The organism is Streptomyces sp. 351MFTsu5.1, from assembly GCF_000383655.1.
Classification (GTDB): Bacteria; Actinomycetota; Actinomycetes; order Streptomycetales; family Streptomycetaceae; genus Streptomyces; species Streptomyces griseorubiginosus.
In genome coordinates, this window is record NZ_KB911796.1 from 115,239 (window position 1) to 139,670 (window position 24,432).

Below are 24,432 nucleotides of genomic sequence, written 5' to 3' on the forward strand. Positions count from 1 at the left end.
TCCGCATCCCCTTGCCCTGGCGCCCCCAGGGCATCCGTGCGCCCCGCGCACCCTTCCGCACGCCCCGCCGCAACTGCCCCGGAGGAGAAAGAGCATGAGCCGCAGCGACGTCCTGGTCGACGCCGACTGGGTCGAGGCCAACCTCGACAACCCGAGCATCGCGATCGTGGAGGTGGACGAGGACACGTCCGCCTACGAGAAGAACCACATCCGCAACGCGATCCGCATCGACTGGACCAAGGACCTGCAGGACCCGGTCCGCCGCGACTTCGTCGACCAGGAGGGCTTCGAGAAGCTCCTGTCGGCGAAGGGCATCGCCAACGACACCCTGGTGATCCTCTACGGCGGCAACAACAACTGGTTCGCGTCCTACGCCTACTGGTACTTCAAGCTCTACGGCCACGAGAACGTCAAGCTCCTCGACGGTGGCCGCAAGAAGTGGGAGCTGGACGCCCGCGAGCTGGTCGAGGACGTGCCCGAGCGCCCCACGACCGACTACAAGGCCAAGCCGCAGAACACGGCCATCCGCGCCTTCCGTGACGACGTGGTGGCGGCCATCGGTGCGCAGAACCTGGTCGACGTGCGCTCCCCCGACGAGTTCTCCGGCAAGCTGCTCGCCCCCGCGCACCTGCCGCAGGAGCAGTCGCAGCGTCCGGGTCACGTCCCGTCCGCGCGCAACATCCCGTGGTCGAAGAACGCCAACGACGACGGCACCTTCAAGTCGGACGAGGAGCTCAAGGAGCTCTACGCCGAGGAGCAGGTCGACCTCGCCAAGGACACCATCGCGTACTGCCGTATCGGTGAGCGCTCGGCCCTGACCTGGTTCGTGCTGCACGAGCTGCTCGGTGTCGAGAACGTCAAGAACTACGACGGCTCCTGGACCGAGTACGGCTCCCTGGTCGGCGTTCCGATCGAGCTCGGCGCCAACAAGTAAGACCCACCCGCAAATCCCGACCGGCCTTCCTTCCGGTCAGACCCTTCTGAATCTGGAGAAAGACATGTGTGGAGCGAAGGCCGGCGGCCCCGACGCCTCGACGATCAAGCCCGGTGAGACCACGATCCAGGGCCAGGTGACGCGTGACGGCGAGCCTGTGGTGGGCTACGTCCGCCTCCTGGACTCGACCGGCGAGTTCACCGCCGAGGTGCCGACCTCCGCGACGGGCCAGTTCCGCTTCTACGCGGCCGAGGGCACCTGGACCGTCCGCGCCCTGGTCCCGGGCGGCACCGCGGACCGCACGGTCGTCGCCCAGCAGGGCGGCCTGGCCGAGGTCGCGATCGCGGTCTGAGGCGGTTGAGCAGTGGAAGGGCCGTACCCCTGCGGGGGTGCGGCCCTTCCGGCCTGTGCGGCCCTTCCGGCCTGTGCAGGCCTACGCTGGAGGCATGTTGGCGCGACGACGGCATGTCTACTTCGCCATGATGGGCACGTGCATCGGCCTGTTCGTCCTGGCCTGGGGAGTCGTGCGGCTCTGGTCGGTCCCGGTGGCCGTGGGAATGTGCGTGGTGGCCATGGTGATCCCGCCGCTCGCCGCGATGGTCGCCAACCGGCGCGGCCCCGACGACCGCTGGTGGGACGACCCCTCCGGCGACCCCAAGTCCGACGAGTGGTGGGACGAACTGGACGGGAAGAAGCGGCGCCAGTAGGAAGCGGGCATGTCTTCTCCCGTGAGCAGCAGGAAGCCCGCCAAACCCGCCACGCCGTCCGCGAGGCTGTCCACCGTCGTCCTCGACGCCCACGACGCCCACGAGCTCGCCGCGTTCTACCAGCGCCTGCTCGGGTACGTGGTGCGCGCCGAGGAGCCGCACTGGGTGCTCATCGGCCCGCCGCCGGGCACCGCGGGCACGTCCCTCGCCTTCGAGACCGAGCCCGACTACGTCCCTCCGGTCTGGCCCACCCGCAGGCCCGGTGACCAGCAGATGATGCTGCACCTGGACATTGAGGTGGACGACCTGGCGGCGGAGGTCGCACGGGCCGTGGCGGAGGGGGCGCGGCTCGCCGACCACCAGCCGCAGGACGACGTACGGGTGCTGTACGACCCGTCCGGGCACCCCTTCTGCCTCTGGGTCGAGACACCTAGCTGATCGCCCGGCCCAGCACGTACACCGCCGGGGCCGCCGCCGCCAGGGGCAGCGCGACGCCCGCTGTGAAGTGCACGAAGCGGGACGGGTAGTCGTAGCTCGCGACCCGGTGGCCGATCAGCGCGCACACCGCCGCGCCCGCGCCGAGCAGCGCGCCCTTCGCGCCGAGGCCCGTCATCCCGCCGACCGCGATGCCCGCACCGGCCGCGGCGAGCAGCGAGACGACCACCGAGGCCGGGGTCGGCAGGGGCAGCGCCCGGGCCAGGACGGCCACGGCCACCGCGGCCGCGCCCACCGACACCGCGTCCGGGTCGGCCGCCAGGTAGCCGGTCGCCACGATCGCCAGGGCCGCCGAGGCGACGGTCGCCATCAGGCCGTACATCCGCTCGTCCGGGTCGGCGTGCGAGCGGAGCTGCATCACCAGGCTGAGCAGGACCCACACGCCGAGGGTGCCGAGGATCGCGGCGGGCCCGTTGGACCGGCCCGCCACGAGCAGTGCCGCGTCCGCGACCAGCGCGCCGAGGAAGGCCAGCGCGATGCCCTGCCGGGCGGGCCACATGCCGTTCAGCCGGAACCAGCCGGCCGCGGTCACCGCCTGGAGGGCGACGAGAGGCACGAGAAGGGCGTACGACCCGACGGCCGCCGTACCGGACAGCAGCAGGCCGAGGAGAGCGGTGAGCGCGGCCGGCTGGATGCCGGGCTCGATGATCGGTGACCGTCCTTCGAGCCGGGCACGCTGGGCGTCGGTGACGCGGGAGTTCCCGGCGAGGGTGGCGGGGCCGTAGCCGGAGGGCGGGGCGGAGTCGGCACCGGCGCCCGTAGGCGCAGAGCCGGAAGCCGCCGCTGGGCCATGACCGGTGGGGCCGTACGCGGCCGGGGCCGCGCCTGCCGCGGGGCCGTACCCGTCCGAGCCGGGAGCCGCCTGCGCGGAGCCGTACCCACCGGATCCGGGTGCCGCCTGGGCGGAGTCGTAGGCGCCGGCTCCCTGGGCTGCCTGGGAGGAGCCGTACGCACCGGCACCCGGAGCCGCCTGCGCCGAGCCGTACCCACCCGCGCCCCGGTCCGTGCCGTATCCCTGGGGATCGCCCTCGTACCCCTGCTGCGGCAGGTACGCCGTCTCCGGGGCGGCCTGGGCCGGGGTGTGGAGCTGGGTGTCCCAGGTCTGGCCCTGCCACTGCTGGGTGTGCTGCTGGGCTGCCTGCGGGTCCTCGTAGCCCTGGTCCGCGTGGGCCGGCCAGCCCTGCTGCGGATACTGGTCGTAGCCCTCGTACGGCTGGTTCGGCTGGTTCGTCATCGTGATCCTCCTGCGAACGGCGGGAGCACCTCGACCGTGCCGCCGTCGGCCAGCCGTACCGTCTCATGTCCGCGGGTGCCCACGGGGTCACCGTCGACGAGGAACGAGCATCGCCGCAGGACGCGCACGAGTTCACCGGGGTGTCGCTCACGCGCCGCGTCCAGCGCCTCGGCGAGCGTGGCCGCGTCGAACGGCTCCTCGGCGATCCCGGCCGCGGCCTTCGCGGCGGCCCAGTAGCGCACCGTGACCTTTGGCATCCGCTTCCTCAATCGAATCGGTGGTGTACGGGCCCCAGGCTAGCCGCCCGCTGTGACAGCCCAGTCCCCGATCCGGTCCAGCAGCTCGTCGCCGACCGCGTGCTCGGCGTGGCCCATGGGCTCGATCCACAGCTCGCCGTGGTCGCCGGCGGCTGCCGCGAGCATCCGCGGGTGGTCGAGGGGGAAGTAGCCGTCGCGGTCGCCGTGCACTATGAGGAGCGGGGCCGGGGCGATCCTCGGGACCGCGTCCACCGGGGAGAGCGGGACCGGGTCCCACTCCCGGTGGTGGATGCGGGTGCGGAAGCCGTAGCGGCCCACCAGGCGGCCCGCGGGGCGGGTCACCAGCCAGTGGAGCCTGCGCATGGGGGCCGTACCGCGGTAGTACCAGCGGGCCGGGGAGCTGACCGAGACCACGGCGTCCGTGCGGGCCTGGGTGTCCGGCCCGTACAGCGCCGCGTGCCGCAGCACCACCGAGCCGCCCATGGAGAAGCCGACGGTCGCCACGCGCGTGTGGCCGAGTCCACGGGCCCACTCCACCGCGGCGGCCAGGTCCAGCACCTCGCGGTCGCCGACCGTCGAGCGCCCGCCGGAGGCGCCGTGGCCGCGGAAGGAGAAGGTGACGACGGCGCCGTACCGCGTGAGGGCCCGCACCACCCGGCGAACATGAGGCCGATCCACATCGCCGGTGAAACCGTGCGCGACGACGAACACCAGGTCACGGGAGGGTGGCCGGGAGGAGTCGTATACGAACGAGGGCGGATCGTATACGGAATCGATCGTCACACCGTCGACGGTGTGCAGAAACGTCCGTATAGGTGCGCGTCTGTGCGTCTCAGAGTGCGGACGAGCCGTGGAACGTGCCACACGACCTGCCGGATCCATGCTCATGTGGGCTATTCTCCTGGGAAGAGGACTCGGGCGACGCAGCCCCCGGGTCCTTTTGTGCTTTCGGATACGCCTGTATACGAAAGCAACGACCTCGCCGGGACCGAGGAGGAACCAGACGTATGAGTTCTCTGCTGCTCCTGACCAACGCCCTCCAGCCGTCGACGGAGGTGCTGCCGGCCCTCGGCCTGCTCCTGCACAACGTGCGCGTGGCACCCGCGGAGGGACCCGCGCTCGTCGACACCCCCGGTGCCGACGTCATCCTCATCGACGGACGCCGTGACCTGCCCCAGGTGCGCAGCCTGTGCCAGCTGTTGCGCTCCACGGGACCGGGCTGTCCGCTCATCCTCGTCGTGACCGAGGGCGGCCTCGCCGCCGTCACCGCCGACTGGGGCATCGACGACGTGCTCCTCGACACCGCCGGACCGGCGGAGGTCGAGGCGCGGCTGCGGCTCGCCATGGGCCGCCAGCAGATCGTCAACGACGACTCCCCCATGGAGATCCGCAACGGCGACCTCTCCGTCGACGAGGCCACCTACTCCGCGAAGCTCAAGGGCCGGGTCCTCGACCTCACCTTCAAGGAGTTCGAGCTCCTCAAATACCTCGCCCAGCACCCGGGCCGCGTCTTCACGCGCGCGCAGCTGCTCCAGGAGGTCTGGGGTTACGACTACTTCGGCGGCACCCGAACGGTCGACGTGCACGTACGACGTCTGCGCGCCAAGCTCGGACCCGAGCACGAGTCGCTGATCGGGACCGTCCGGAACGTCGGTTATCGATTCGTTACGCCCGAGAAGGGCGACCGGATCACCGACGAAGCGAAGGCCAAGGCGGAGCAGGCAAAGGCGGACGAAGTGGACGAGAGCCCCGCCCTCGAAGACGTAGAGGCGTAAGGGGCCCCGCGCATGGGCAGGGCTCCCGCGCCGACGCACGCCCGCGAGTCCCCTCGCGGGGGTACGGAGGCCTCCTTCACGCCCTGCCCAGAGCGGGTCCATCCGCGTAGACTCCGCGCGTGGCCAAGGTAACCAGGGATGACGTGGCAAGACTCGCGGGAACGTCCACCGCGGTGGTCAGCTACGTCATCAACAACGGACCCCGGCCGGTTGCCCCGGCCACGCGCGAGCGTGTCCTCGCCGCGATCAAGGAGCTGGGGTACCGGCCCGACCGGGTCGCCCAGGCGATGGCGTCCCGGCGCACCGACCTCATAGGCCTGATCGTGCCGGACGCGCGCCAGCCGTTCTTCGCCGAGATGGCGCACGCGGTGGAACAGGCCGCCTCCGAGCGCGGAAAGATGGTGCTGGTCGGGAACTCCGACTACATCGGCGAGCGCGAGGTCCACTACCTGCGCGCGTTCCTCGGGATGCGGGTCTCCGGGCTGATCCTGGTCTCGCACGCGCTGAACGACAACGCGGCCGCCGAGATAGACGCGTGGGACGCCCGGGTCGTCCTGCTGCACGAGCGGCCGGAGGCCATCGACGACGTCGCCGTCGTCCTCGACGACGTCAACGGCGCGAAGACCGCCGTCGAGCACCTGCTGGGCCACGGCTACCCCTATGTCGCCTGTATGGGCGGCACCGCCGACACCCCCTCCGTCGGCGACCCGGTCTCCGACCACGTCGAGGGCTGGCGGCAGGCCATGCAGGACGCCGGGCTGCCCACCGAGGGACGGCTCTTCGAGGCGCCGTACAACCGCTACGACGCCTACAAGGTGGGCCTCGAGATCCTCGCCGGGCCGCAGCGCCCGCCCGCGATCTTCTGCTCCACCGACGACCAGGCGATCGGCCTGCTGCGGGCCGCGCGGGAGCTGCGCATCGACGTGCCGGGCGAGCTCGGGGTCATCGGGTTCGACGACATCAAGGAAGCCGCGCTCGCCGATCCGCCGATGACGACCATCGCCTCCGACCGCTCGGCGATGGCCCGGGCCGCGGTGGACCTGGTCCTCGACGACGGGCTGCGGGTGGCCGGCTCCCGCCGCGAGCGGGTCAAGGTGTTCCCCTCCCGCCTGGTCGTACGGCGGTCCTGCGGCTGCGGGTGAGGTATCTGAAGACCGTCTGAGAACACCTGACCGGAGGCCCAGCAGCGGCCTTATATCGGGCATACGAGGTTCTGTCGGGCTTCTCAGGGAGCACTCAGCCAGCTCTCATGGTCGCCGGACAAGCTGTGTGACATGACCGAGAGCTTCCGCCGCGACGGCGAGTACGAGCAGTACGACAACCCCCACCAGGGCGCCCAGCAGCAGCACGCTTCGTCGCCCGTGAACCCGGAGTGGCCGCCCCCGCCGGCCCAGCCGCCCGCACAGCACACCCAGCCCACGACGCCGATCCAGCAGCCGGCCGCCTACGCGTCAGGTTCGTACGGCGGCGGTGGGTCCTACGGCGGCGACGGCAACGGCGGCGGAACCGCTCTCCACACCGCACCCCCCGCCGGGCCCGCCCCGACGCCCAAGCGGCGCTCCCGCGGCCCGATCGCCCTCCTCGCTGCCGTGGCCATCGTCGCCGCGGTGATAGGAGGCGGCACCGCCTACGGCATCCAGGAGCTGACCGGCAACGACACGGTCACCTCCAGCAGCACCAGCACCAGCGTGGTGCCGTCCTCCGCCAAGGGCACGGTCGCCGGCGTCGCCAAGGCGGTCAGCCCGAGCATCGTCGAGATCAACGCCACCTCGAACTCCGGTGAGTCCACCGGATCCGGCGTGATCATCACCAGCGACGGCGAGATCATCACCAACAACCACGTCGTCGCCGGCGCCTCCACCATCAAGGTGAGCACCAGCAACGGCAAGACCTACACCGCGAAGGTCGTCGGCACCGACCCCAAGAAGGACCTCGCCCTCATCAAGCTGGAGAACGCCTCCGGTCTGACCGTGGCCACCCTCGGCAACTCCGACGGCGTCCAGGTCGGCGACCAGGTCGTGGCGATCGGCTCCCCCGAGGGCCTGACCGGCACCGTCACCAGCGGCATCGTCTCCGCCCTCAACCGGGACGTCACCGTCTCCACGGAGGAGGGCCAGCAGCAGCAGAACCAGGGCGGCGGGTTCGGCGGCGGCAACGGCCAGTGGCCGTTCGAGTTCGGCGGCCAGCAGTTCAACGGCGACACCGGCTCGTCCACGACGACGTACAAGGCGATCCAGACCGACGCCTCGCTGAACCCCGGCAACTCCGGCGGCGCGCTGATCGACATGAACGGCAACATCATCGGCATCAACTCGGCGATGTACTCGTCCACTTCGGACTCCTCGCAGGCCGGCAGCCAGGGCCTCGGGTTCTCCATCCCGATCAACACCGTCAAGTCCGACCTGGCCACGCTGCGGGCCGGCGGCACCGCCAACTGAACCTCCTCCACCCGGTAGGGAGCACGTCATGATCCAGCAGGTCTCGCACACGGTGTCCGGCGCCGATCCGGCCGGGTTCGCCCTGGCCCTCGACGTGGCGTACGCACTGCACCCGCCGGTGCCGCGGGCGCCCGAGGTGGCGGCCACGACGACCGCCACGGCGGTGGCCCGCCGCGGGGCGACCGCCGGCCGCGCCCGCCGTCGCAGCACCACCCGCTGACCCCGTGCCCTTGTCGCACCGGGCGGGAACCGTGCGAGGCTGAAAGCGTTCACCCGCCGGCTCCCCGCCGTCCCCACCGCACCCGAGGAATCCGAAGCCATGAGCCCCGCCGAAGGCGACCGTGACCCCCAGCGCATCCTGATCGTCGACGACGAGCCGGCCGTACGCGAAGCACTTCAGCGCAGCCTCGCCTTCGAGGGCTACGACACCGAGGTCGCCGTGGACGGGGCCGACGCCCTCGACAAGGCGGGCGCGTACCGGCCCGACCTGGTCGTCCTCGACATCCAGATGCCCCGCATGGACGGGCTCACGGCCGCCCGGCGGATCCGCGGCGCGGGCGACACGACCCCCATCCTGATGCTGACGGCCCGCGACACGGTCGGCGACCGGGTGACCGGGCTCGACGCGGGCGCCGACGACTACCTGGTCAAGCCGTTCGAACTGGACGAGTTGTTCGCCCGGGTCCGGGCGCTGCTGCGGCGGTCCTCCTACGCGGCGGCGGCCGGGGCGGCGTCCGCCGAGGACGACGAGGCGCTCACCTTCGCGGACCTGCGCATGGATCTGGCGACGCGGGAGGTCACCCGGGCGGGACGGCCGGTGGAACTGACCCGCACGGAGTTCACGCTCCTGGAGATGTTCATGGCCCACCCGCGGCAGGTGCTGACGCGGGAGCAGATCCTGAAGGCGGTCTGGGGCTTCGACTTCGAGCCGTCGTCCAACTCGCTGGACGTGTACGTGATGTACCTGCGCCGCAAGACGGAGGCGGGCGGCGAGCCGCGGCTCGTGCACACGGTGCGGGGCGTGGGGTACGTGCTGCGGCAGGGCGGCGCCGAGTGAACAGGGTGGTACGGCGGTACCGGTCCCTCCCGATCCGCTCCCGCCTGGCGCTCCTGGTGGCGGCGGCGGTGGCGTTCGCGGTGGCGGCGGTGTCGGTGACGTGCTGGTTCATCGTGCAGGGGAAACTGTACGACCAGGTGAACAACGATCTCGAGAAGATGCTCGGACGCGGCGTCGGCCCGGACGGGGTGGTCGTGTGCGCCAGCCCCCCGCAGAAGAACGACACCGACAACGACGAGTTCCAGCCCCGGAACGGCTATGTGCAGTTGGTCAGGCAGGACGGCACCACCTGTGTCCCCCGGTACTCCGAGGGCACGGTCAAGGTCACCGGGTCGGACAAGGACGTGATCAAGGCAGCCAACCTGAGGACGGGCACCTACCGCAACGGCACCGACGAGAACGGCAACCCGGTCCGCGTCCTGACGGTCTACAAGGGCATCGACGCAGTCACCTCGCAGCCGGCCGCCCTCATGGTCGCGACCTCGCTGAAGGGGACCCAGTCCACCCTCAACGAACTCGCCCTGATCCTCCTCCTCGTCTCCGGCGTGGGCGTGCTCGGTGCCGGGGCCGCCGGGCTCGCCGTTGCCCGGGCCGGGCTGCGGCCCGTCGACAAGCTGACCGAGGCGGTGGAGCACGTGGCCCGCACGGAGGACCTGAGCATCCGCATCCCCGTCGACGAGGACGCCGAGGACGAAGTCGCCCGGCTGTCCCGGTCGTTCAACTCGATGACGAGCTCCCTCGCCAGCTCCCGCGAGCTCCAGCAGCAGCTGATCGCCGACGCCGGCCACGAGTTGCGCACCCCCCTCACCTCCCTGCGCACCAACATCGAGCTGCTCACCCGCAGCGAGGAGACCGGCCGCCCCCTCCCCGAGGCGGACCGCAAGGCGCTGCTCGCGTCGGTGAAGGCGCAGATGACCGAACTGGCCGCCCTGATCGGCGACTTGCAGGAGCTGTCCCGCTCGGAGGGCCAGCGCGGCGAACGCGTGCAGGTGGTGTCCCTGGAGGACACCGTCGAGGCGGCCCTGCGCAGGGCACGTCTGCGCGGACCCGAACTGACCATCGACGCCGCGCTGGAGCCCTGGTACACCCGGGCCGAACCGGCCGCCCTGGAGCGAGCCGTCGTCAACATCCTGGACAACGCGGTGAAGTTCAGCCCCGAGGGCGGCACCATCGAGGTCCGCCTGGACGGCGGCGTGCTCACGGTCCGCGACCACGGCCCCGGCATCCCCGCCGAGGAACTCCCGCACGTCTTCGACCGCTTCTGGCGCTCCCCGTCGGCCCGCGCCCTCCCCGGCTCGGGGCTCGGCCTGTCCATCGTGGCCCGCACGATCGAGCAGTCCGGTGGCCAGGTGACCCTGGACCACGCGGACGGCGGCGGCACGGTGGCGACCGTACGGCTCCCCGGGGCCCCGACTCCCCCTCCGGAGACACCGGAGACGCAGGACCCGCGGACCCCGTGAGGTCGTACGTCGCCCCTACCCCATCCGGGCCAGGTGCGACGTCAGGAGGTGGGAGTCGAGGAGGGCGACGTCGGCCGTGCGGTCGGCGCGGGCGTATCCGGCCAGCATCCGTTTGGTCAGGACCAGGGCCTCGCGCGAGCGCCGCAGCAGCGGTCTCGTCCATCTCTCGACGACCTGGTCCAGCTGATCGAGGGGAGCGGTCTTGTGGAGGATGCCGAGGCGGTGGGCGGTGGGTGCGTCGAACGGGTCACTGGTGAGCATGAGTTCACGGATCCTCGCGACTCCGGCTTCGGAGATGAGGCGCCCCATGGCGCCTCCCCAGGCGGGCGGCAGGCCCACTCCGACCTCCGGCATGCGGAACCGGCAGGTGTCGGCACCCGCCCGCAGATCGCAGTGGGCGGCGAGCGCGAGACCGGCACCGAGGACACCGCCGTGCAGCCGTCCGATCGTGATGGCGTCGGTGTTCTCCAGGGCCTGGCACAGGCGGTGGGCCTTGTCGCCGATGCGCCGCAGGGTGACCCCCGTGGGGTCCGCCGCGAGGGCGGCCGCGTACTCGCCGCGGTCGGCTCCCGTGCAGAAGTCCTCGCCCCGCGACGACAGGACGAGCACCCGGACGTCGGGCCCCAGGTTGTCGAGCAGGTCGGTGAGGGCGTCCACGACGGCGATGCTCAGGGTGTCGTCGCGCCGGGAGGGGTTGAGCTGCACGTGGAGTACGGATCCGTCCTGGTCGACGGATATGACGTCGTGCGCGGTCGTGAGTGCTTGGTTCTTCATGCGAGGTCGACATCCAGGTTCAGCAGCCGCCTGAACGCCACCCGGGGCGCCCGGGTCGGGGGGCGCACGAGGGTGAGACGAGGCAGGCGACGGACGAGTTGACGGAGCAGGGTGTTCGCTTCCAGCCGGGCCAGTGGTGCGCCCAGGCAATAGTGGATGCCTCCGCTGAAGGCGAGGTGCGCGGGCCTGCGGTGGGGGTCGAACTCCTCGGGGCGAGGGTGTTTGCCCGGGTCCCGGTGGGCCGCTCCCACCATGAGGTGGACCATGTCGTCCGTGCGGATCTGGACGCCGTCCAGGAGGCAGTCCGCGGCGGACACCCGGCTGATGACGTGGGTGGGAGGGTCGTAGCGCAGGGTCTCCTCGACGAAGGCGGGCACCAGTTCGTCGGGGTCGGCGGTGACCAGGTCCCAGCGGTGCGGGTTCTCGACGAGCAGCAGGGTCGTCGTCGAGAGCAGCGTGGAGGTGGTCTCCAGCGCCGCCAGCAGGACGAACAGGGCCAGGTAGTAGACCTGTTCGTCGGCCTTGTCCTGGTCGGGTTCGAGTAAGTCCCACGTCCTGATCCACTGCGACACGGGATCCTCGTGCAAGCGTGTACGACGGTCGCGTACCAGTTCGAGGAAATATGTACGCAGCTCCGCCATGGCCACATCGGAGCGGACCAGCTGGCTGGCGGTGGGGAGCAGTTCCTGGGTGAAGACCTGTTCGTGGGTCAGGTCCCGAAGGCGTGGCCAGTCGGCGGCGGGCAGGTCGAGCCAGCGGCCGACGGTGGCGATCGGGAGTTCCTCGCTGACCAGCGCCGCGAAGTCCGCCTCTCCGTCGCGCAGCCGGTCGACCAGCGCGTCGAGAAGTCGGTCGGTGTCCTCGGTGACGGTGCGGCTCAGCTGCTCGATGGTCCCGCGGTCGAAGGAACCGGCCGCCCGGCGCACCCGGGTGTGGTCCGGGGGGTTGAGGGCGGGCAGCGTGCTGCTGATCTCACGGGCTGAAGGAGCGTTCCAGCGGGTGCGGGGTCCTTGCCGGTCCCGCCAGGGTTTGTCGGGCTCGAGCCAGGCACTGCTGCGCAGTATCTGGTCGCACAGTTCGTAGCCGGTCACGAGATAGCCGCCCCAGGGCGCGGGAATGACCGCGCCCTGACTGCGGAGTTCCTGATAGATGGGGAAGGGATTGTCCTGGCCTCGTTCCGTCCGCAGACGGGAGATGAGGGACACTGCGGCCCGGCGGTCGAACGACGGAGTCGTGACGCTTCCCACGATGACGGCCCCTTTCTGAGCACAGCCGCCATACGTACCCGCCGGATGATTGAAGCATCCAATAACACAGTGTTCTTAAAGCGTTACTTACGTCACTCGCCCCTCGTCCAGGCCAGGAAGCGGCTGAACAGACCCTTGGCGGGGGCGGCGTGAGCCGGCCGGGAGGCGGTGGGTGCGGCGGGCGTCGCCACCGGGCGGACGGTCTCCGTGGCCCTGGCGGCGACGGGGGCGGCTGCCGGTGCCAGGGGCGGGGTGAACCGGATGGGAACCGTCACCAGCGAACGGCTCCACGGCCCTTCGCTCCAGGCGAGCGACTTGAACGCGATGCGGGTCTCGACGTCGTGCAGCCGGTTGAGCAGAGCCTCCACGGCACTGATGACGATCATGACCGCCGGGTCCTTGGCCGGGCAGGCGTGCGGCCCGGCTCCGAACGCCAGATGCGCCTTGGAGCTGAGCTGCTCGCGGTGCACGGCCAGTTGGGGGTCGTTGTTGGCCGCCGCGAAGCTGATGAGAACCGGGTCACCGGCTCGCAGCGTCCGGCCGTCGACCTCGACGTCGTGGGTGGGGTAGTGGGCCGCGTAGTTGGCGATCGGCGGGTACTTCCACAGCGTCTGGGCCACCGCGTCCTCGACCGAGAGCCCTTCGGACCAGTCCTCGCTGAGGTACAGGGCGGTGGCGGTGCCGATGGCGGCCGTCAGCGGCGCGGTGCCGCCGGAGAGCAGCGTCACGAGCTGGTGGAGCACTTCCTCGTCCGTGAGCTGGGCCGGGTGCACCATCAGACGCGTCGTCAGGTCCGCTCCGGGGCTGCGGCGCTTGAGACCGATCAGCTCCATCAGAGCCCCGCCGAGCGTCTCGTCCGCACCGGGGGTGCCTTCGAAGATGCCGCTGATCCCCGCGATGACGCGGTCGCCGATCTCCGCCGGGCAGCCGAACAGCTCGCTGAAGACGAGCAGCGGCAGCGGCCCGGCGTAGTCCGCCATCAGGTCCGCCTGCCCGCGGGCGCCGAAGCTGCTGATCAGATACCCGGCCGACTGCTGCACCTGCCGGACCAGCTGGAGCTCGTCGACGGTGGCCAGGCTCTCGGTGACGGCCTGGCGCAGCCGGGCGTGGCGCGCGCCGTCCGCGAAGAGCGCGTTGGGCCGGTAGCCCATCATGGGCAGCGCCGGGCTGTCCGCGGGGACCCGCCCCTCGTTGAGGGCGTTCCAGCGCCGGGAGTCCCGGACGAACGTCGTGGGGTCGTGCAGGATCTTCAGCGCCGTGTCGTAGCTGGTGACCAGGTCGACCTCGACCTCGGGCGCGATGTCCACGGGAGCGATCGGGCCGAGCGAACGCAGGTACTCGTAGGTGCCCTCGATGTCGGAGCCGAACTGCGGGCCGTACAGCGGGACGTTGCCGTGTGCGGGGCAGCCGGGCGGTATCTCCGGGGTGGTGTCGGGGTGGTTCTGCATGCCGTGACTCCTAGACAAGCGTGGACATGAGGTGCTGCACGAGGGTGATGAGTGCCTGGGCCGACGACTGCTGATCGCGCGCGTCGACGTCGACGACGGGGACCTCCGGAGGCAGGTGCAGAGCCTCGCGTATCTCCTCGCAGGCGTACATCGGCGTCCCGTCCTTGGTGTTGACGCCGATCGTCATGGGCAGGTCGAACTTCTCGACCAGGTCCAGCACCGGGAACGCCTCGTCCAGGCGGTCGGGGTCGACGAGGATCAGGGCGCCCAGAGCGCCTCTCGACAGCTCCTCCCACATCTCCTTGAAACGCTCCTGACCCGGCGTCCCGAAGAGATAGAGGACCAGCTGCTCGTTGAGGGTGAGCCGCCCGAAGTCCATGGCCACGGTGGTGGTGGTCTTGTCGGGCATGTTCGCGAGGTCGTCGTAGCCCTCGCTGGCCTCGGTGATCTCCTCTTCGGTCTGGAGCGGGACGATCTCGGAGAGGCTGCCGATGTACGTGGTCTTGCCGACCCCGAAGGGGCCCACGACGAGGACCTTGACGGCCGTGGTGACGGTTGGTTCCAGGTACATGTCACGCTCCGAGAGTCTTCTGCAAGCCGTCGACCACGGCTTGGAGCAGGGCGCGGTCGTGAGCCACGGCCCGCGGCATGGGAGGCCGCACGTAGACCAGCCCGACCTCGACCAGGTGCGCGATCAGGATGCGCACGATGCCCAGGGGCAGCTGTGTGCGCCCGGCCACTTCCGCCACGGACAGGAGTCCGTCGGAGACCAGGTCCATGACCCTGCGGGCTTCGGGGGTGAGCGTGCGCGCCGCGGCCGGCGTCTCGTCCAGAGCGGTCACGAGCGCGGTGCGCGAGTACTCGTGGTCCGCGGGCAGGTCCCGGCCGTCGGCGATCACATGGAGAGGAACTAATTCGGACGTCAGTTCCAGCGCCGGTTCTTGATCGTCATGCATGGCCCACCGTCCCTGTCTGCGGTGCCGAAGCGGCGTTCAGTGCGGGCACCGCGTCCGCCAGTCGCGACACGAACATCTCGATGTCGCAGTCGTGTTCGGCCGACGCCGCCAGGTAGGCGCCCTCGCCGGCCGCGATCAGGAAGACCCAGCCGTGCTCGAACTCCACGAGCGTCTGGCGCCACGTGTCCTGGAGCCCGCCGGCGAACTGGGCCGTGGCCCGGCTGTAGGCCACCAGGCCCGACATGGCGGCGGAGATGATGTCCGCCATGTCCTTGCCGATGCCCGACGTCGTCCCTCTGGGCAGTCCGTCGGTACCGAGCAGCACGGCGTGGCGCGCTCCCCGTACCCCGGCGACCGCCTTGTCCAGCTCGGCGAGCACGAAGCCCTGGCCGCCCGACGTCTCGTCCTCGGCCAGTTGGGCGTCGACCGTCACGGCCTTCGCACCGCTGACCCGGGGTGCGGAGGTGAGCTGGTCACCCAGCCGGGCGACGAGCCGTTGCATACGGAACGAGATCGCCCCGAGATCGACGTCGGGGGCGGCGGCGGCCGCCAGGTAGGCGCCCTTGCCCGCCTCGGTCACGAACACCCAGCCGTCCTCGAACTCGACGAGGGTCTGATTCCACTGCCAGTTCTGCACCGGGCCCGCGAACCGTGCCGTCGCCCGGCTGAGCGACTGCATGCCCGCCATGGCGGCGGAGATCGTCCTGACGCCTGCGCTGGTCAGGCCGTCCGTCGCGCCCTTGGAGATGCCGTCCGCGGACAGCACGACGGCATGCCGTGCGGCGGGGACGTTGGCCACGATGTCCTCGACCATCCACGACAGATCTGCGGTGGTCATCGGTCCTCAGACCCTTCGAATGACGAAGACTCGTCTTCTCGGCCCAGGAGAGTGCCGCGCTGGAAGCCCGCGAGCCGGGAGCGGCTGGGGCTGACCTCGCGCACCGGCGACGAGTCGTCCCGACGGCCGGCGTCGCTGACACTCGCGATGGGCGTCTGGCGCTGGCCGCGCTTGGGGAGTCCGTGAGCGGTACGTCCGACGGGCTCGACCGCCTGCGGCTGCCTCGGCTGGCCCTCGTTGCGCCGGATGCTCACCGGAACGTCCTGGGCGGGCGGTGGCATCTCCTCCATGGTCCACAGCTCCTCGGGCAGACGCACCACGGCCCTGACACCGCCGTACCGGGAAACGCCGGTGACGTCGACGCCGAAACCGTGCTGACGGGCGAGCAGGCCGATCACGGGGAAGCCGAACTTGGGCTGGTTGCCGAGCCCGGAGAGCCGGGGCGGGGTCTCGCCCGACAGCAGTTCCATCGCGGCCTGCCGGTCCTCGTCGCTCATGCTGACGCCCGCGTCGTCGATCACGATGCACATGTTGCTCTGCACCCGCTGGAACGTGACGTCGATCGGCGCGTCGTTCTGCGAGAACGTCGCGGCGTTGTCCAGCAGCTCCGCGACCGTCAGAGCCACCGGCGCGACCGCCGTCGCCTTCAGCGCGACATTGCTGCCCTGCATGATGTCGACCCGCTGGAAGTTGCGGATCTGGCCCTGGGCGCTGCGCACCACGTCGTAGATGCTCGCCGGCTTCGTGCGGCGACCGAGCGGCCCGCCGCACAGGACCGCGATGCCCTCTGCCTTGCGTGCCATCTGTGCGTTCGCATGGCGGACTTCGAGCAGGTCCTTCAGAACGGGGTGGTTCCCGTACTCGCGCTGAAGCCGGTCCAGGAGGGTCGTCATCTCCGCGGCCAGACTCTGGAGGAAGCGGGCCGAGCCCTTCAGAACGCCCTTGGTCCGGTCCTCCGCCACCTGCTCGGCTTCCCGGATGACGTCGGCCTGCTCCTGCTGGAACTGCACCAACTTGCTGTTGGCGGCCTCTACTTGGCGCCGAGCGGCTTCTTGCGCCTGCGCCACCTCGGCCTCTGCCTGCCGGAGTTTCACCCCCAGGGCTCTGCTACGAAGAGTGAGCGCCACGGCCGCAGCAACGGCCAACGCCGCCACCGAAGCCAGGCACCATATGAGTGCCACTTGATTCATGGGAGCCTTTCCCGGCACGGTTGCAGACATCACGGATCTATCGCGCGATGATCCACAGCGCATTCACCAGGAACAAACGGCTGCTGTCACGGCAAGGAAGCCAACCCCCATATGGCACCCGACCCGAGTGGATCAAGGTCGCGGACGCGGGAATGCTATCACCGCATTACTTCGCACAGGAGGCCGCGGTGGGGCCGTCCGACGCCATCAACGCGACCGCTACACAACGCTGTTGGAAGCGGCCGTGCCACTCTGCACCGGCCTTCCGGGGCCCGCGTCTCGACCTGGTAATACTCCGTCAGAGACGGAAGGGCCGTGCACCTCGGCTCGTTCTGATCACGAGCGACGGTGACGGAGAGTGAAACGCATCCCGACTCGGCGAGGGAACCGGACTGGTGCCGGTCCCCTCGCCTTCACCAGGCCGACGGGAGGTCCCTACCGAACGACAGTGATCCGGTTCGCCGTCGGTGGGGTGATCGGGGCGGTCGCCGACGAGTTGGCCGTGAGGTAGTCCACCAGCGCGGCCAGGTCGTCGCCGCCGACGAGGTCGTTGGTGCCCTGGCCCAGGGTGGTGAAGCCGTCACCGCCGCCCGCGAGGAAGCTGTTGGTCGCGACCCGGTAGGTGGCCGCCGGGTCGATGGCCGTGCCGTCGAGCTTCACCGAGTCGACGACGATCCGGGCGGCGCCGGTCTTCGTCAGGTCGAGCGTGTAGGTGAGGTTGGCCGACGGCAGCAGGATCTTCGGGGAAGCCTCGTTCGACCCGCTCACCTGCTCCTGGAGCACCTTGACCAGCTGGGCGCCGGTGAAGTCCTGGAGGTTCACGGTGTTGGAGAACGGCTGGACGGTGAAGCCCTCGGCGTAGGTCACCACACCGTCGCCCTCGGTCCCCTTGGCCGCGTAGGTGAGGCCCGCGCGGACCCCGCCCGGGTTCATCAGCGCGAGGTCGGTCCCGGCGTCGAGCTTTCTGCCATGGGCGAGTTGGGCGTCGGCGATGAGGTCGCCCATGGGCGACTCGGTGCCGGTGCTGGGGACGTCGGCGGAGATGTACCCGATCGCGCGGTTGCCGATGGGCGCCGCGAGGGTGTTCCACCTACCGATCAGCTCGGTCATGTCCGGCGCCTTGGGGACGGTCCGGGTGACCACGTGGTTCGCCGACTTCACGGCCGTACGGACGATGTCGCCGGTGAAGCGGTCGTACGTCAGCGTGGTGTCCGTGTAGAGACGGCCGAACGAGGCGGCCGAGGTGACCATGCGGGGCTTGCCCGACGGGTCGGGGATCGTGCACACGTACGCGGCGTGGGTGTGGCCGGTGACCAGGGCGTCCACGGACGGCGAGATGTTCTTCGCGATGTCGACGATCGGGCCGGAGATGCCGTCGCCCGGGCCCGGGGAGTCGCAGTTGTAGTTGTAGGAGCCCGAGGCCGGCTGGCCGCCCTCGTGGATGAGGGCCACGATCGACTTCACGCCCTGCTTCTGGAGCTCCCGGGCGTACTTGTTGATCGTCTCGGCCTCGTCCTTGAACTTCAGGCCCTTGACGCCCTCGGCGGAGACGACACCCGGGGTGTCCTCCAGCGTGACGCCGATGAAGCCGATCTTGACGCCCTTCTTCTTCCACACCCAGTACGGCTTGAGGATCGGCTTGCCGGTCTTCTCGCTGAGCACGTTGGCCGCGAGGTAGGGGAAGTCGGCGCCCTCGAACTTCTTGTCGGTGTAGCAGCCGGCGGTGGGGTGACAGCCGCCGTTCTGGAGCCGGGCCAGTTCCTTGGCGCCCTCGTCGAACTCGTGGTTGCCGACGCTCGTCACGTCCAGGTCGAGCTTGTTCAGCGCCTCGATGGTCGGCTCGTCGTGGAAGAGACCCGAGACGAGCGGCGAGGCGCCGACCATGTCACCACCGGCGGCGGTGACGGAGTACGCGTTCCCCTTGCGCGCCTCCCGCAGATGGGTGGCGAGGTACTCGACACCGCCGGCGTCGATGGTCTTCGTGGTCCCGTCCGCCTGGAGCTCGGTGACCCGGCCGGAGGAACCGGACGGCGGTTCCAGGTTGCCGTGCAGGTCGTTGAAGGACAGCAGCTGGACGTCCTGGTAGCGGCTGGGCAGCGGCTTGCCGTGCTTGTTGTCGTGCGCGCCGGCGGGCAGCGCGGCGGCGAGCGCGCCGACGGTGGCGAGACCGGCGGCCGCGGCCAGGAGCCGGTACGTGCGTCTGCGGCGCGGTTGCTGCTGGGACTTGGCTGGCATACGCCCCCCTGAGTTCGGGATGTGAGAGTGCCCCCGTCCGGCGCAGCCTAGGGTCAACGCGCGTAGCGCAACAGAGGTTTCGTGGTTACATCCTGGTTGCTTCTTTGCCGCCGCTTTGCCCGGACCTGCCCTTACCCTCGTAGCCATGACCAGCGACGACATCGCACGCCCCGGCACCGCCCGTTCCCTCGAAACCCTGTCGGCGCTCTCGCCGGACCAGACCGGGGCCGTCCTCGCGCTCCTCGCCGAGGCCACGGAGGCCGACGGTCAGCAGGCGGTGTCCGAACAGGGCCGGTTGCAGCTGCGCGGCGGCGCCCGCGAGGGCGTCTCCCATCTGCTCCTGTACGTCGGCGACGAACTGGTCGGCTACGCCCAGCTGGAGGACACCGACCCGGTGGAGGCCCCGGCGGCGGAGCTGGTCGTGCACCCCGGGCACCGCGGCCACGGGCACGGCCGCGCGCTGGGCTCCGCGCTCCTCGCCGCGTCCGGCAAGCGGCTGCGGGTGTGGGCGCACGGCGGCCACAGCGCCGCCCGCCATCTCGCCCAGGTCCTCGGTCTGACCCTCTTCCGTGAGCTACGGCAGATGCGGCGCCCGCTGGCCGGCCTGGAGCTGCCCGACCCGGTGCTGCCCGCCGGTGTGACGGTCCGTGCGTTCGTGCCCGGCGAGGACGACACCGACTGGCTCACGGTGAACGCCGCCGCGTTCGCCCACCACCCCGAGCAGGGCTCGCTCACCCAGCGCGACCTCGACGACCGCATGGCCGAGCCCTGGTTCGACCCGGCCGGCTTCTTCCTGGCGTTCCGCGCCGGTGAACTCGTCGGCTTCCACTGGACCAAGGTCCACGCGGCCGAACAGCTCGGCGAGGTCTACGTCCTGGGCGTCCGCCCCGGCACCCAGGGCGGCGGCCTCGGCAAGGCCCTCACCACGATCGGCCTGCGCCACCTCGCCGCCCAGGGTCTGCCCACGGCCATGCTGTACGTCGACGCCGACAACAAGGCGGCGGTGTCGGTCTACGAGCGCCTCGGCTTCACGACGTACGAGACGGACCTGATGTACCGCACGGAGACGTGAGCCTCCCGGTGCGGCTGAGCGAGCTCGTCGCGCTGGTTCTCGGCGATCTGTCGGCCACCCCCGTGGGCCGGTACGGCTCCGTCTGAACACGCGTCATCCCCGTGGGCCGGTACGGCACCGCCTCAGCACACGACACCCCCGCCCCCGTCGACGCCCCCTCACGACGCCGCGCGGAGCCGCCTCAGGCTGCGTACCGGCTCCGGCGCACAGACCACCGCCGTCACGAGCGCGGCCGTCAGCACCACGGCCCACCGCACATGCGCCGCCGCCCACGCGGGGTCGCCGACCGGGACGAACAGGGCCCAGCGGGACGGGATCAGGGCGGGGGCGAGGAGGGCGAGGGTCAGCAGGCCCGCCGCCACCGACGCGCCCGGCTCGGGCTCCTCGGTGAAGCGGACGACCACGGACGCGGCGGCCAGGGCGAGGGCGGCCGTGGCCCCGGCTTCGAGGGTGACCGGGCCGACCGGGGGCCGACTCCGCGCCGGTACGAGGAGCAGCGCGGCCGTCCACCACACCGCGGCGACCGGGGCCACCAGTGCGACGCGCAGCGCGGTCCGGGCCCACCGCCGGGTCGGGACCGGGGTGGTGAGCCGGCGGGCCGGGTCGTCCAGGAGGAAGGCGAGGCCGAGGGCGAAGACCAGCGCGGCGGCCCGCAGCAGGTTGAGCCCGAGCCACTCGTCGGGCGTCCCGCCCAGCAGCCTCGGCAGCCCGACGACCAGCAGCCCCGCGACCGCGCCGACCCCGACGACCCGCCACGGCACCGTCCGCCCCACCGCCACGACCAGCCCCCGGCTCAGGCCGGACCGGAGCCGCCCCACCCCGACCACTCCAGCCCCCTCGACCGCCGCGCTCCCCCGCCGCCACACCGGCCCGCGCCCCGCCGACAAGACCCGCCCCCGGCTCACACCGGACCGCGGCCCTCCCGCCTCGCCCCCTCCAGCCACCTCGGTCACCTCGGTCACCTCGGCCACCGCATCCCTCCGCCCCTCACTCCCCGGCACAGTCCTTCGCCCCCTCCGGCGCCTTGACGCCCAGCAGCCGTGCCACGTGGGTCGTCGTGACCCCGGGTGTCGTCAGGCCGGTCCAGTTCCGCCGCACGGCCGCCGTCGCCTCGTCGCGCGGGCGGTCCAGCAGTTCCCGTACGACATCGGTCTGGGCGGCCGACATGGACAGCCCGTCGGTCGGGGCGAGCACGCTCGCCGCGCCGGTGACGCTGTCGTCGATGCGGACGGCCGCGAGGTCGGTCAGCGGATGGGCCGACCCGCCCAGGACGAGCCACATGACGGTGACCACCCGCCCGTCGCACAGCTCACCGCCCTTCGCCTCGGACCCGGCGACCAGCACCGAGGCGGCCCCGACCGCGAACTCGGGGACCCGGTTGCCGCCCCAGCGGGTGCCGACGGTCACCTGGCCGGGCGTGGTGAGCGCCGGGATCGCCGAGTCACCGCCGAGCCCGTACCGCGCCTCGACCCGCTGCCGTACGAGAAGGGGCTGCCGGGCGGCCGCACCGCCGGCCAGGGACCGGACGCGGTCCACGGTCCGTGCCCAGTCGTCCGCGCGGCCCGTCCACTCGGGGAAGGCGCAGTACGTCGAGCCCGCCCGCCGCACGCACGACTGGTCCCGCTGCGGGGCGACCGAGGCCCGCTCCCGCGCGGCCGCCAACTCCGGTGACACACCCCCGGACTGGGCCACCGCCCCCACCAGCGTCAGCACCAGGGCACCCACCGCACCGGCCCGCAGGGACCACGTGCGGCCCCCGCTCACCAGCACCGCGACGAGCGCCACCAGCAGGATCAGCCCCGTCAGATACAGCGCGTGCCAGGCGGCCGGGCGGCCGAGGAGGTCCGAGGGGAGGACGGTGGTGCCGCTCACCTCGTCCACGACCGGCGACAGCCAACGCGACCACTCCGCGCCGCCGGTGCTCGCGGAGACGAACACGCTCACGACGACGAGACCGATCACCGCGACCGGCGCCGCGAACACGGTCGGCACCAGCCGGGCCAGCAGCACCCCGAGCGCCCCGCACAGCAGCACGAACAGCGGGCCCACGGCCAGTTCGGCCGGCGAGCCGTGGCCCACCGCGCCGGGCCTGAGGGCCTGCCGGGTGAACTCGCCGAGCACGACCAGCGCGGTGACGGCGGCGAACGGCACCACCGACAGGACGTGGGCGACCGTCCGCCGCCACGGCTCCATGACCAGCACGTCGAACTGCCGGTCGGTGCCGCGCCGGCGGGAGCGCAGCGTGCACCGGTTGACGCACACGAACAGCGCGATCCCCAGCAGCAGGGGCCCGGTCTGGGTCTCCCGGTCGACGTCCTGGAGGGCGGGGTAGGCGTCCATGCCGTCCTTGGAGTGGAACAGCGTCCAGGCGGTCCAGCCGACGTACAGCAGCAGGGTCGCCGCCACCGGGAGGTACTGCAGCAGGTCCCGCGCCTCGAAGCGGGCGAGCGCGACCACGGCCGCCCACGACGGCCGCGGATCCGTCTCGTGCACGGCGGTCCCGGCCGCCGTCTCCGTCAGCACGCTCACGCCGCCGCCTCCGCACTCGCGTCGTCCAGGGTCAGCAAGTAGCCGTCCTCCAGGGTGGGTTCGAGGAGCTCGGCGTCCGCGGGCGGGTCTCCGACGTTGCGGAAGGAGCCGGTGCCGGTGCGCCAGCCCGCCTTCGCACCCGGGGCGCGTTCCGTGCTGCTCCACACCCGGCCGGCCGCGCGGGCGGTCAGTTCGGCGGGGGTGCCCGCGAAGAGGATGCGGCCGCGGGCCATGACCAGGACGCGGTGGCAGAGCATGGCCACGTCCTCGGTCTGGTGGGTGGACAGCAGAACCGTCCGACCCTCTCCCGCCCCGGCGATCAACTCCCGGAACCGCATGCGCTGTTCGGGGTCGAGGCCGACGGTCGGCTCGTCGAGGACGAGGAACCCCGGGTCCCCGACGAGGGCTGCGGCCAGCGCGACCCGCTGCCGCATCCCGCCGGACAGCTTCTTGATGCGCTTGCCGCGCACGTCCCCCAGGTCGACCTCCTCCAGCACCCGCCGCACCTCGCAGTGGCGGGCGGTGCGGTCGGTGAGTTCCTTGAGGATCGCCACGTAGTCGACGAACTCGAAGGCGCTGAAGTCCGGGTGCAGGCCCGGGGTCTGGGGCAGGTAGCCGAGCGAGCGGCGGACCTGCCGGCGGCCGCGCGAGGTGCCGGGGTCGTGGCCGAGGACGGTGAAGGAGCCCCGGTCGGCGGGCACGGCGGTGGCGAGCACCCGGAGCAGGGTGGTCTTCCCGGCGCCGTTGGGCCCGAGCAGCCCGGTCACACCGGGCGTGAGCCGCAGCGACACGTCGTCGAGGGCACGGGTCCCGCCGTACCGGAGCCCGAGCCCCGAGGCGGTGACGGTGGTGGTCATGCGGTCCCCCTGAGTGAGGGCGATCGGGTGATCGCCGTGATCGGAGCAGTCGTGCGTACGGCGGTCCCCCGGGCCGCCGTCATTCCGCGCTCCCGTTGAAGAGGTCGAAGCGGTCGCGGACCACGAAGAGCAGCCCGGCGGCGAGCGCGGCGACGGCCGCGGCCACGCCCTGGCCGGCCGCGGTGAACGGCGCGAGCGAGCCGGCGTCCCGCTCCTGTGCGGCCTGCGCGGCCAGCAGGACGGCGATCCAGGCGCCGCCGACCAGGGACGGTGCGAGGACCGGGCCGAGCCGCGGGGTGAGGGCGAGGCCGGTCGCGGTGAGCGCGAGCGCGGGCAGCAGCCAGGCGAGCGCGCGCAGGCCGTAGCCGGGCAGGGCGAGGGTGGCGAGCCCGTTGAGGCCGAGGCCCGCGGCCAGCACGGCGAGCGTGCGGATCATCAGCAGCCGGAAGCCGTGCAGGGGCGCGACGACCGCCATCTCGTACGTCGGGTCGAGCGCCGGGCCGTAGGACAGCGCGACACCGGCCAGGGGAAGCAGCGGGGCGAGGGCGAGGAACAGGGCCGGTGAACCGGCCGTGTGCACCACGCCGACCGTGGCCAGCAGCAGGAACACCACGGCCGCCAGCCAGGAGCGGCGCAGCACCGGGGTGGCCGTCAGCAGCCGGGCCGTGTGGTCGGCGATCCCGGCCCGGACCAGCAGGGACTCGAACCATCCCGGCCGGGGTGCGTCCAGCTCGGCGTCCAGCCGCTCCCAGCCGGCGTCCAGCGCGACCGGGTCGGTGACGCCGGCCAGCAGCGCCCGGCACGCGGCGCAGGCGGCCAGGTGGGTGTCGGCGGACCAGAGCAGGGGGGCGGTCAACTCGCCCCGGACGTAGGCCCGTAGATCGTCCTCGGCCACATGCCAGGTCATGCCGCCACCTCCCTCGGGGATG

General features: G+C 71.6%; 26 protein-coding genes. 11 read left to right on the forward strand and 15 right to left on the reverse strand.

Annotated elements, in window-relative coordinates; translation table 11 throughout:
* The first annotated feature begins 94 nt into the window (after window positions 1–94).
* From H295_RS0135955 to H295_RS0135970, 4 genes are all read left to right on the forward strand, one after another.
* On the forward strand, window positions 95–934 hold the full coding sequence (locus tag H295_RS0135955; RefSeq protein WP_020140200.1) for a sulfurtransferase: 840 nt from the start codon (window positions 95–97) through the stop codon (window positions 932–934).
* A 64-nt stretch (window positions 935–998) separates the two neighbouring features.
* Window positions 999–1,286 carry a DUF1416 domain-containing protein gene (locus tag H295_RS0135960; RefSeq protein WP_007382995.1) on the forward strand — a complete coding sequence of 96 codons (288 nt, stop codon included), beginning with the start codon at window positions 999–1,001 and terminating at the stop codon, window positions 1,284–1,286.
* Window positions 1,287–1,380: 94 nt separating this feature from the next.
* Window positions 1,381–1,641, forward strand: a complete 261-nt coding sequence (locus H295_RS0135965; RefSeq protein ID WP_020140201.1) for a DUF3099 domain-containing protein — start codon at window positions 1,381–1,383, stop codon at window positions 1,639–1,641.
* A gap of 9 nt (window positions 1,642–1,650) precedes the next feature.
* Window positions 1,651–2,079 carry a VOC family protein gene (locus tag H295_RS0135970; protein WP_051135672.1) on the forward strand — a complete coding sequence of 143 codons (429 nt, stop codon included), beginning with the start codon at window positions 1,651–1,653 and terminating at the stop codon, window positions 2,077–2,079.
* On the opposite strand, the gene H295_RS0135975 is transcribed toward H295_RS0135970, so the two are convergent.
* The 3 genes from H295_RS0135975 to H295_RS0135985 are packed head-to-tail and all read right to left on the reverse strand — an operon-like array spanning window position 2,072 to window position 4,515.
* The gene (locus H295_RS0135975; RefSeq protein ID WP_020140203.1) at window positions 2,072–3,370 is read right to left on the reverse strand and encodes a hypothetical protein; all 1,299 of its coding nucleotides are present in this window, start codon (window positions 3,368–3,370) and stop codon (window positions 2,072–2,074) included. The genes H295_RS0135970 and H295_RS0135975 overlap by 8 nt on opposite strands.
* Entirely contained in the window at window positions 3,367–3,627 is a 261-nt protein-coding gene (locus H295_RS0135980; RefSeq protein WP_020140204.1) for a MoaD/ThiS family protein, read from the reverse strand. Before H295_RS0135980 ends, H295_RS0135975 begins: the two co-directional genes overlap by 4 nt.
* A gap of 39 nt (window positions 3,628–3,666) precedes the next feature.
* Window positions 3,667–4,515, reverse strand: coding sequence for an alpha/beta hydrolase (locus H295_RS0135985; protein ID WP_028810058.1), 849 nt, complete (start codon window positions 4,513–4,515; stop codon window positions 3,667–3,669).
* A gap of 119 nt (window positions 4,516–4,634) precedes the next feature.
* On the opposite strand from H295_RS0135985, the gene H295_RS0135990 reads away from it, so the two are divergent.
* The 6 genes from H295_RS0135990 to H295_RS0136015 all read left to right on the forward strand — a co-directional run bounded on the left by H295_RS0135990 (window position 4,635) and on the right by H295_RS0136015 (window position 10,357).
* Complete coding sequence (locus tag H295_RS0135990; protein WP_020140206.1) at window positions 4,635–5,402, forward strand: response regulator transcription factor; 768 nt, start codon at window positions 4,635–4,637, stop codon at window positions 5,400–5,402.
* Window positions 5,403–5,521: 119 nt separating this feature from the next.
* Entirely contained in the window at window positions 5,522–6,544 is a 1,023-nt protein-coding gene (locus tag H295_RS0135995; RefSeq protein ID WP_078616851.1) for a LacI family DNA-binding transcriptional regulator, read from the forward strand.
* A gap of 132 nt (window positions 6,545–6,676) precedes the next feature.
* Window positions 6,677–7,840, forward strand: coding sequence for a S1C family serine protease (locus tag H295_RS0136000; RefSeq protein WP_020140208.1), 1,164 nt, complete (start codon window positions 6,677–6,679; stop codon window positions 7,838–7,840).
* Window positions 7,841–7,868: 28 nt separating this feature from the next.
* Window positions 7,869–8,060 (forward strand): hypothetical protein, encoded by a 192-nt coding sequence (locus H295_RS0136005; protein WP_020140209.1) that lies wholly within the window; start codon window positions 7,869–7,871, stop codon window positions 8,058–8,060.
* A 99-nt stretch (window positions 8,061–8,159) separates the two neighbouring features.
* Window positions 8,160–8,897 (forward strand): response regulator transcription factor, encoded by a 738-nt coding sequence (locus H295_RS0136010; protein ID WP_020140210.1) that lies wholly within the window; start codon window positions 8,160–8,162, stop codon window positions 8,895–8,897.
* The gene (locus tag H295_RS0136015) at window positions 8,894–10,357 is read left to right on the forward strand and encodes a sensor histidine kinase (RefSeq protein ID WP_028810060.1); all 1,464 of its coding nucleotides are present in this window, start codon (window positions 8,894–8,896) and stop codon (window positions 10,355–10,357) included. Before H295_RS0136010 ends, H295_RS0136015 begins: the two co-directional genes overlap by 4 nt.
* Window positions 10,358–10,372: 15 nt before the next feature.
* Here H295_RS0136015 and H295_RS0136020 read toward each other — a convergent pair whose 3' ends face one another.
* The 8 genes from H295_RS0136020 to H295_RS0136055 form a co-directional block, all read right to left on the reverse strand.
* Window positions 10,373–11,131: an enoyl-CoA hydratase/isomerase family protein gene (locus H295_RS0136020; protein ID WP_020140212.1), complete on the reverse strand. Its 759-nt coding sequence runs from the start codon at window positions 11,129–11,131 to the stop codon at window positions 10,373–10,375.
* On the reverse strand, window positions 11,128–12,378 hold the full coding sequence (locus tag H295_RS0136025; protein ID WP_020140213.1) for a cytochrome P450: 1,251 nt from the start codon (window positions 12,376–12,378) through the stop codon (window positions 11,128–11,130). The genes H295_RS0136020 and H295_RS0136025 overlap by 4 nt, the downstream gene beginning before the upstream one ends.
* 92 nt (window positions 12,379–12,470) lie before the next feature.
* Window positions 12,471–13,826: a cytochrome P450 gene (locus H295_RS0136030; protein ID WP_020140214.1), complete on the reverse strand. Its 1,356-nt coding sequence runs from the start codon at window positions 13,824–13,826 to the stop codon at window positions 12,471–12,473.
* A 10-nt stretch (window positions 13,827–13,836) separates the two neighbouring features.
* Window positions 13,837–14,397, reverse strand: coding sequence for a GTP-binding protein (locus H295_RS0136035; RefSeq protein WP_020140215.1), 561 nt, complete (start codon window positions 14,395–14,397; stop codon window positions 13,837–13,839).
* Window position 14,398: 1 nt separating this feature from the next.
* Window positions 14,399–14,782 (reverse strand): DUF742 domain-containing protein, encoded by a 384-nt coding sequence (locus H295_RS0136040; RefSeq protein WP_028810061.1) that lies wholly within the window; start codon window positions 14,780–14,782, stop codon window positions 14,399–14,401.
* Entirely contained in the window at window positions 14,775–15,620 is an 846-nt protein-coding gene (locus H295_RS0136045) for a roadblock/LC7 domain-containing protein (RefSeq protein WP_020140217.1), read from the reverse strand. The genes H295_RS0136040 and H295_RS0136045 overlap by 8 nt, the downstream gene beginning before the upstream one ends.
* Window positions 15,617–16,810, reverse strand: coding sequence for an ATP-binding protein (locus H295_RS0136050; protein WP_051135673.1), 1,194 nt, complete (start codon window positions 16,808–16,810; stop codon window positions 15,617–15,619). The genes H295_RS0136045 and H295_RS0136050 overlap by 4 nt, the downstream gene beginning before the upstream one ends.
* Before the next feature lie 435 nt (window positions 16,811–17,245).
* The gene (locus tag H295_RS0136055) at window positions 17,246–19,045 is read right to left on the reverse strand and encodes a bifunctional metallophosphatase/5'-nucleotidase (protein WP_020140219.1); all 1,800 of its coding nucleotides are present in this window, start codon (window positions 19,043–19,045) and stop codon (window positions 17,246–17,248) included.
* Window positions 19,046–19,190: 145 nt separating this feature from the next.
* On the opposite strand from H295_RS0136055, the gene mshD reads away from it, so the two are divergent.
* Complete coding sequence (gene mshD, locus H295_RS0136060; protein ID WP_020140220.1) at window positions 19,191–20,117, forward strand: mycothiol synthase; 927 nt, start codon at window positions 19,191–19,193, stop codon at window positions 20,115–20,117.
* A gap of 158 nt (window positions 20,118–20,275) precedes the next feature.
* On the opposite strand, the gene H295_RS0136070 is transcribed toward mshD, so the two are convergent.
* The 4 genes from H295_RS0136070 to H295_RS0136085 all read right to left on the reverse strand — a co-directional run bounded on the left by H295_RS0136070 (window position 20,276) and on the right by H295_RS0136085 (window position 24,410).
* The gene (locus tag H295_RS0136070; protein ID WP_020140222.1) at window positions 20,276–20,935 is read right to left on the reverse strand and encodes a hypothetical protein; all 660 of its coding nucleotides are present in this window, start codon (window positions 20,933–20,935) and stop codon (window positions 20,276–20,278) included.
* A gap of 169 nt (window positions 20,936–21,104) precedes the next feature.
* Entirely contained in the window at window positions 21,105–22,646 is a 1,542-nt protein-coding gene (locus H295_RS0136075) for a hypothetical protein (protein WP_020140223.1), read from the reverse strand.
* Window positions 22,643–23,503 carry an ABC transporter ATP-binding protein gene (locus H295_RS0136080; protein WP_020140224.1) on the reverse strand — a complete coding sequence of 287 codons (861 nt, stop codon included), beginning with the start codon at window positions 23,501–23,503 and terminating at the stop codon, window positions 22,643–22,645. Before H295_RS0136080 ends, H295_RS0136075 begins: the two co-directional genes overlap by 4 nt.
* Window positions 23,504–23,582: 79 nt before the next feature.
* A complete protein-coding gene (locus H295_RS0136085; RefSeq protein WP_028810064.1) occupies window positions 23,583–24,410 on the reverse strand; it encodes a membrane protein in 828 nt (275 codons plus the stop codon).
* Window positions 24,411–24,432 lie beyond the last annotated feature (22 nt).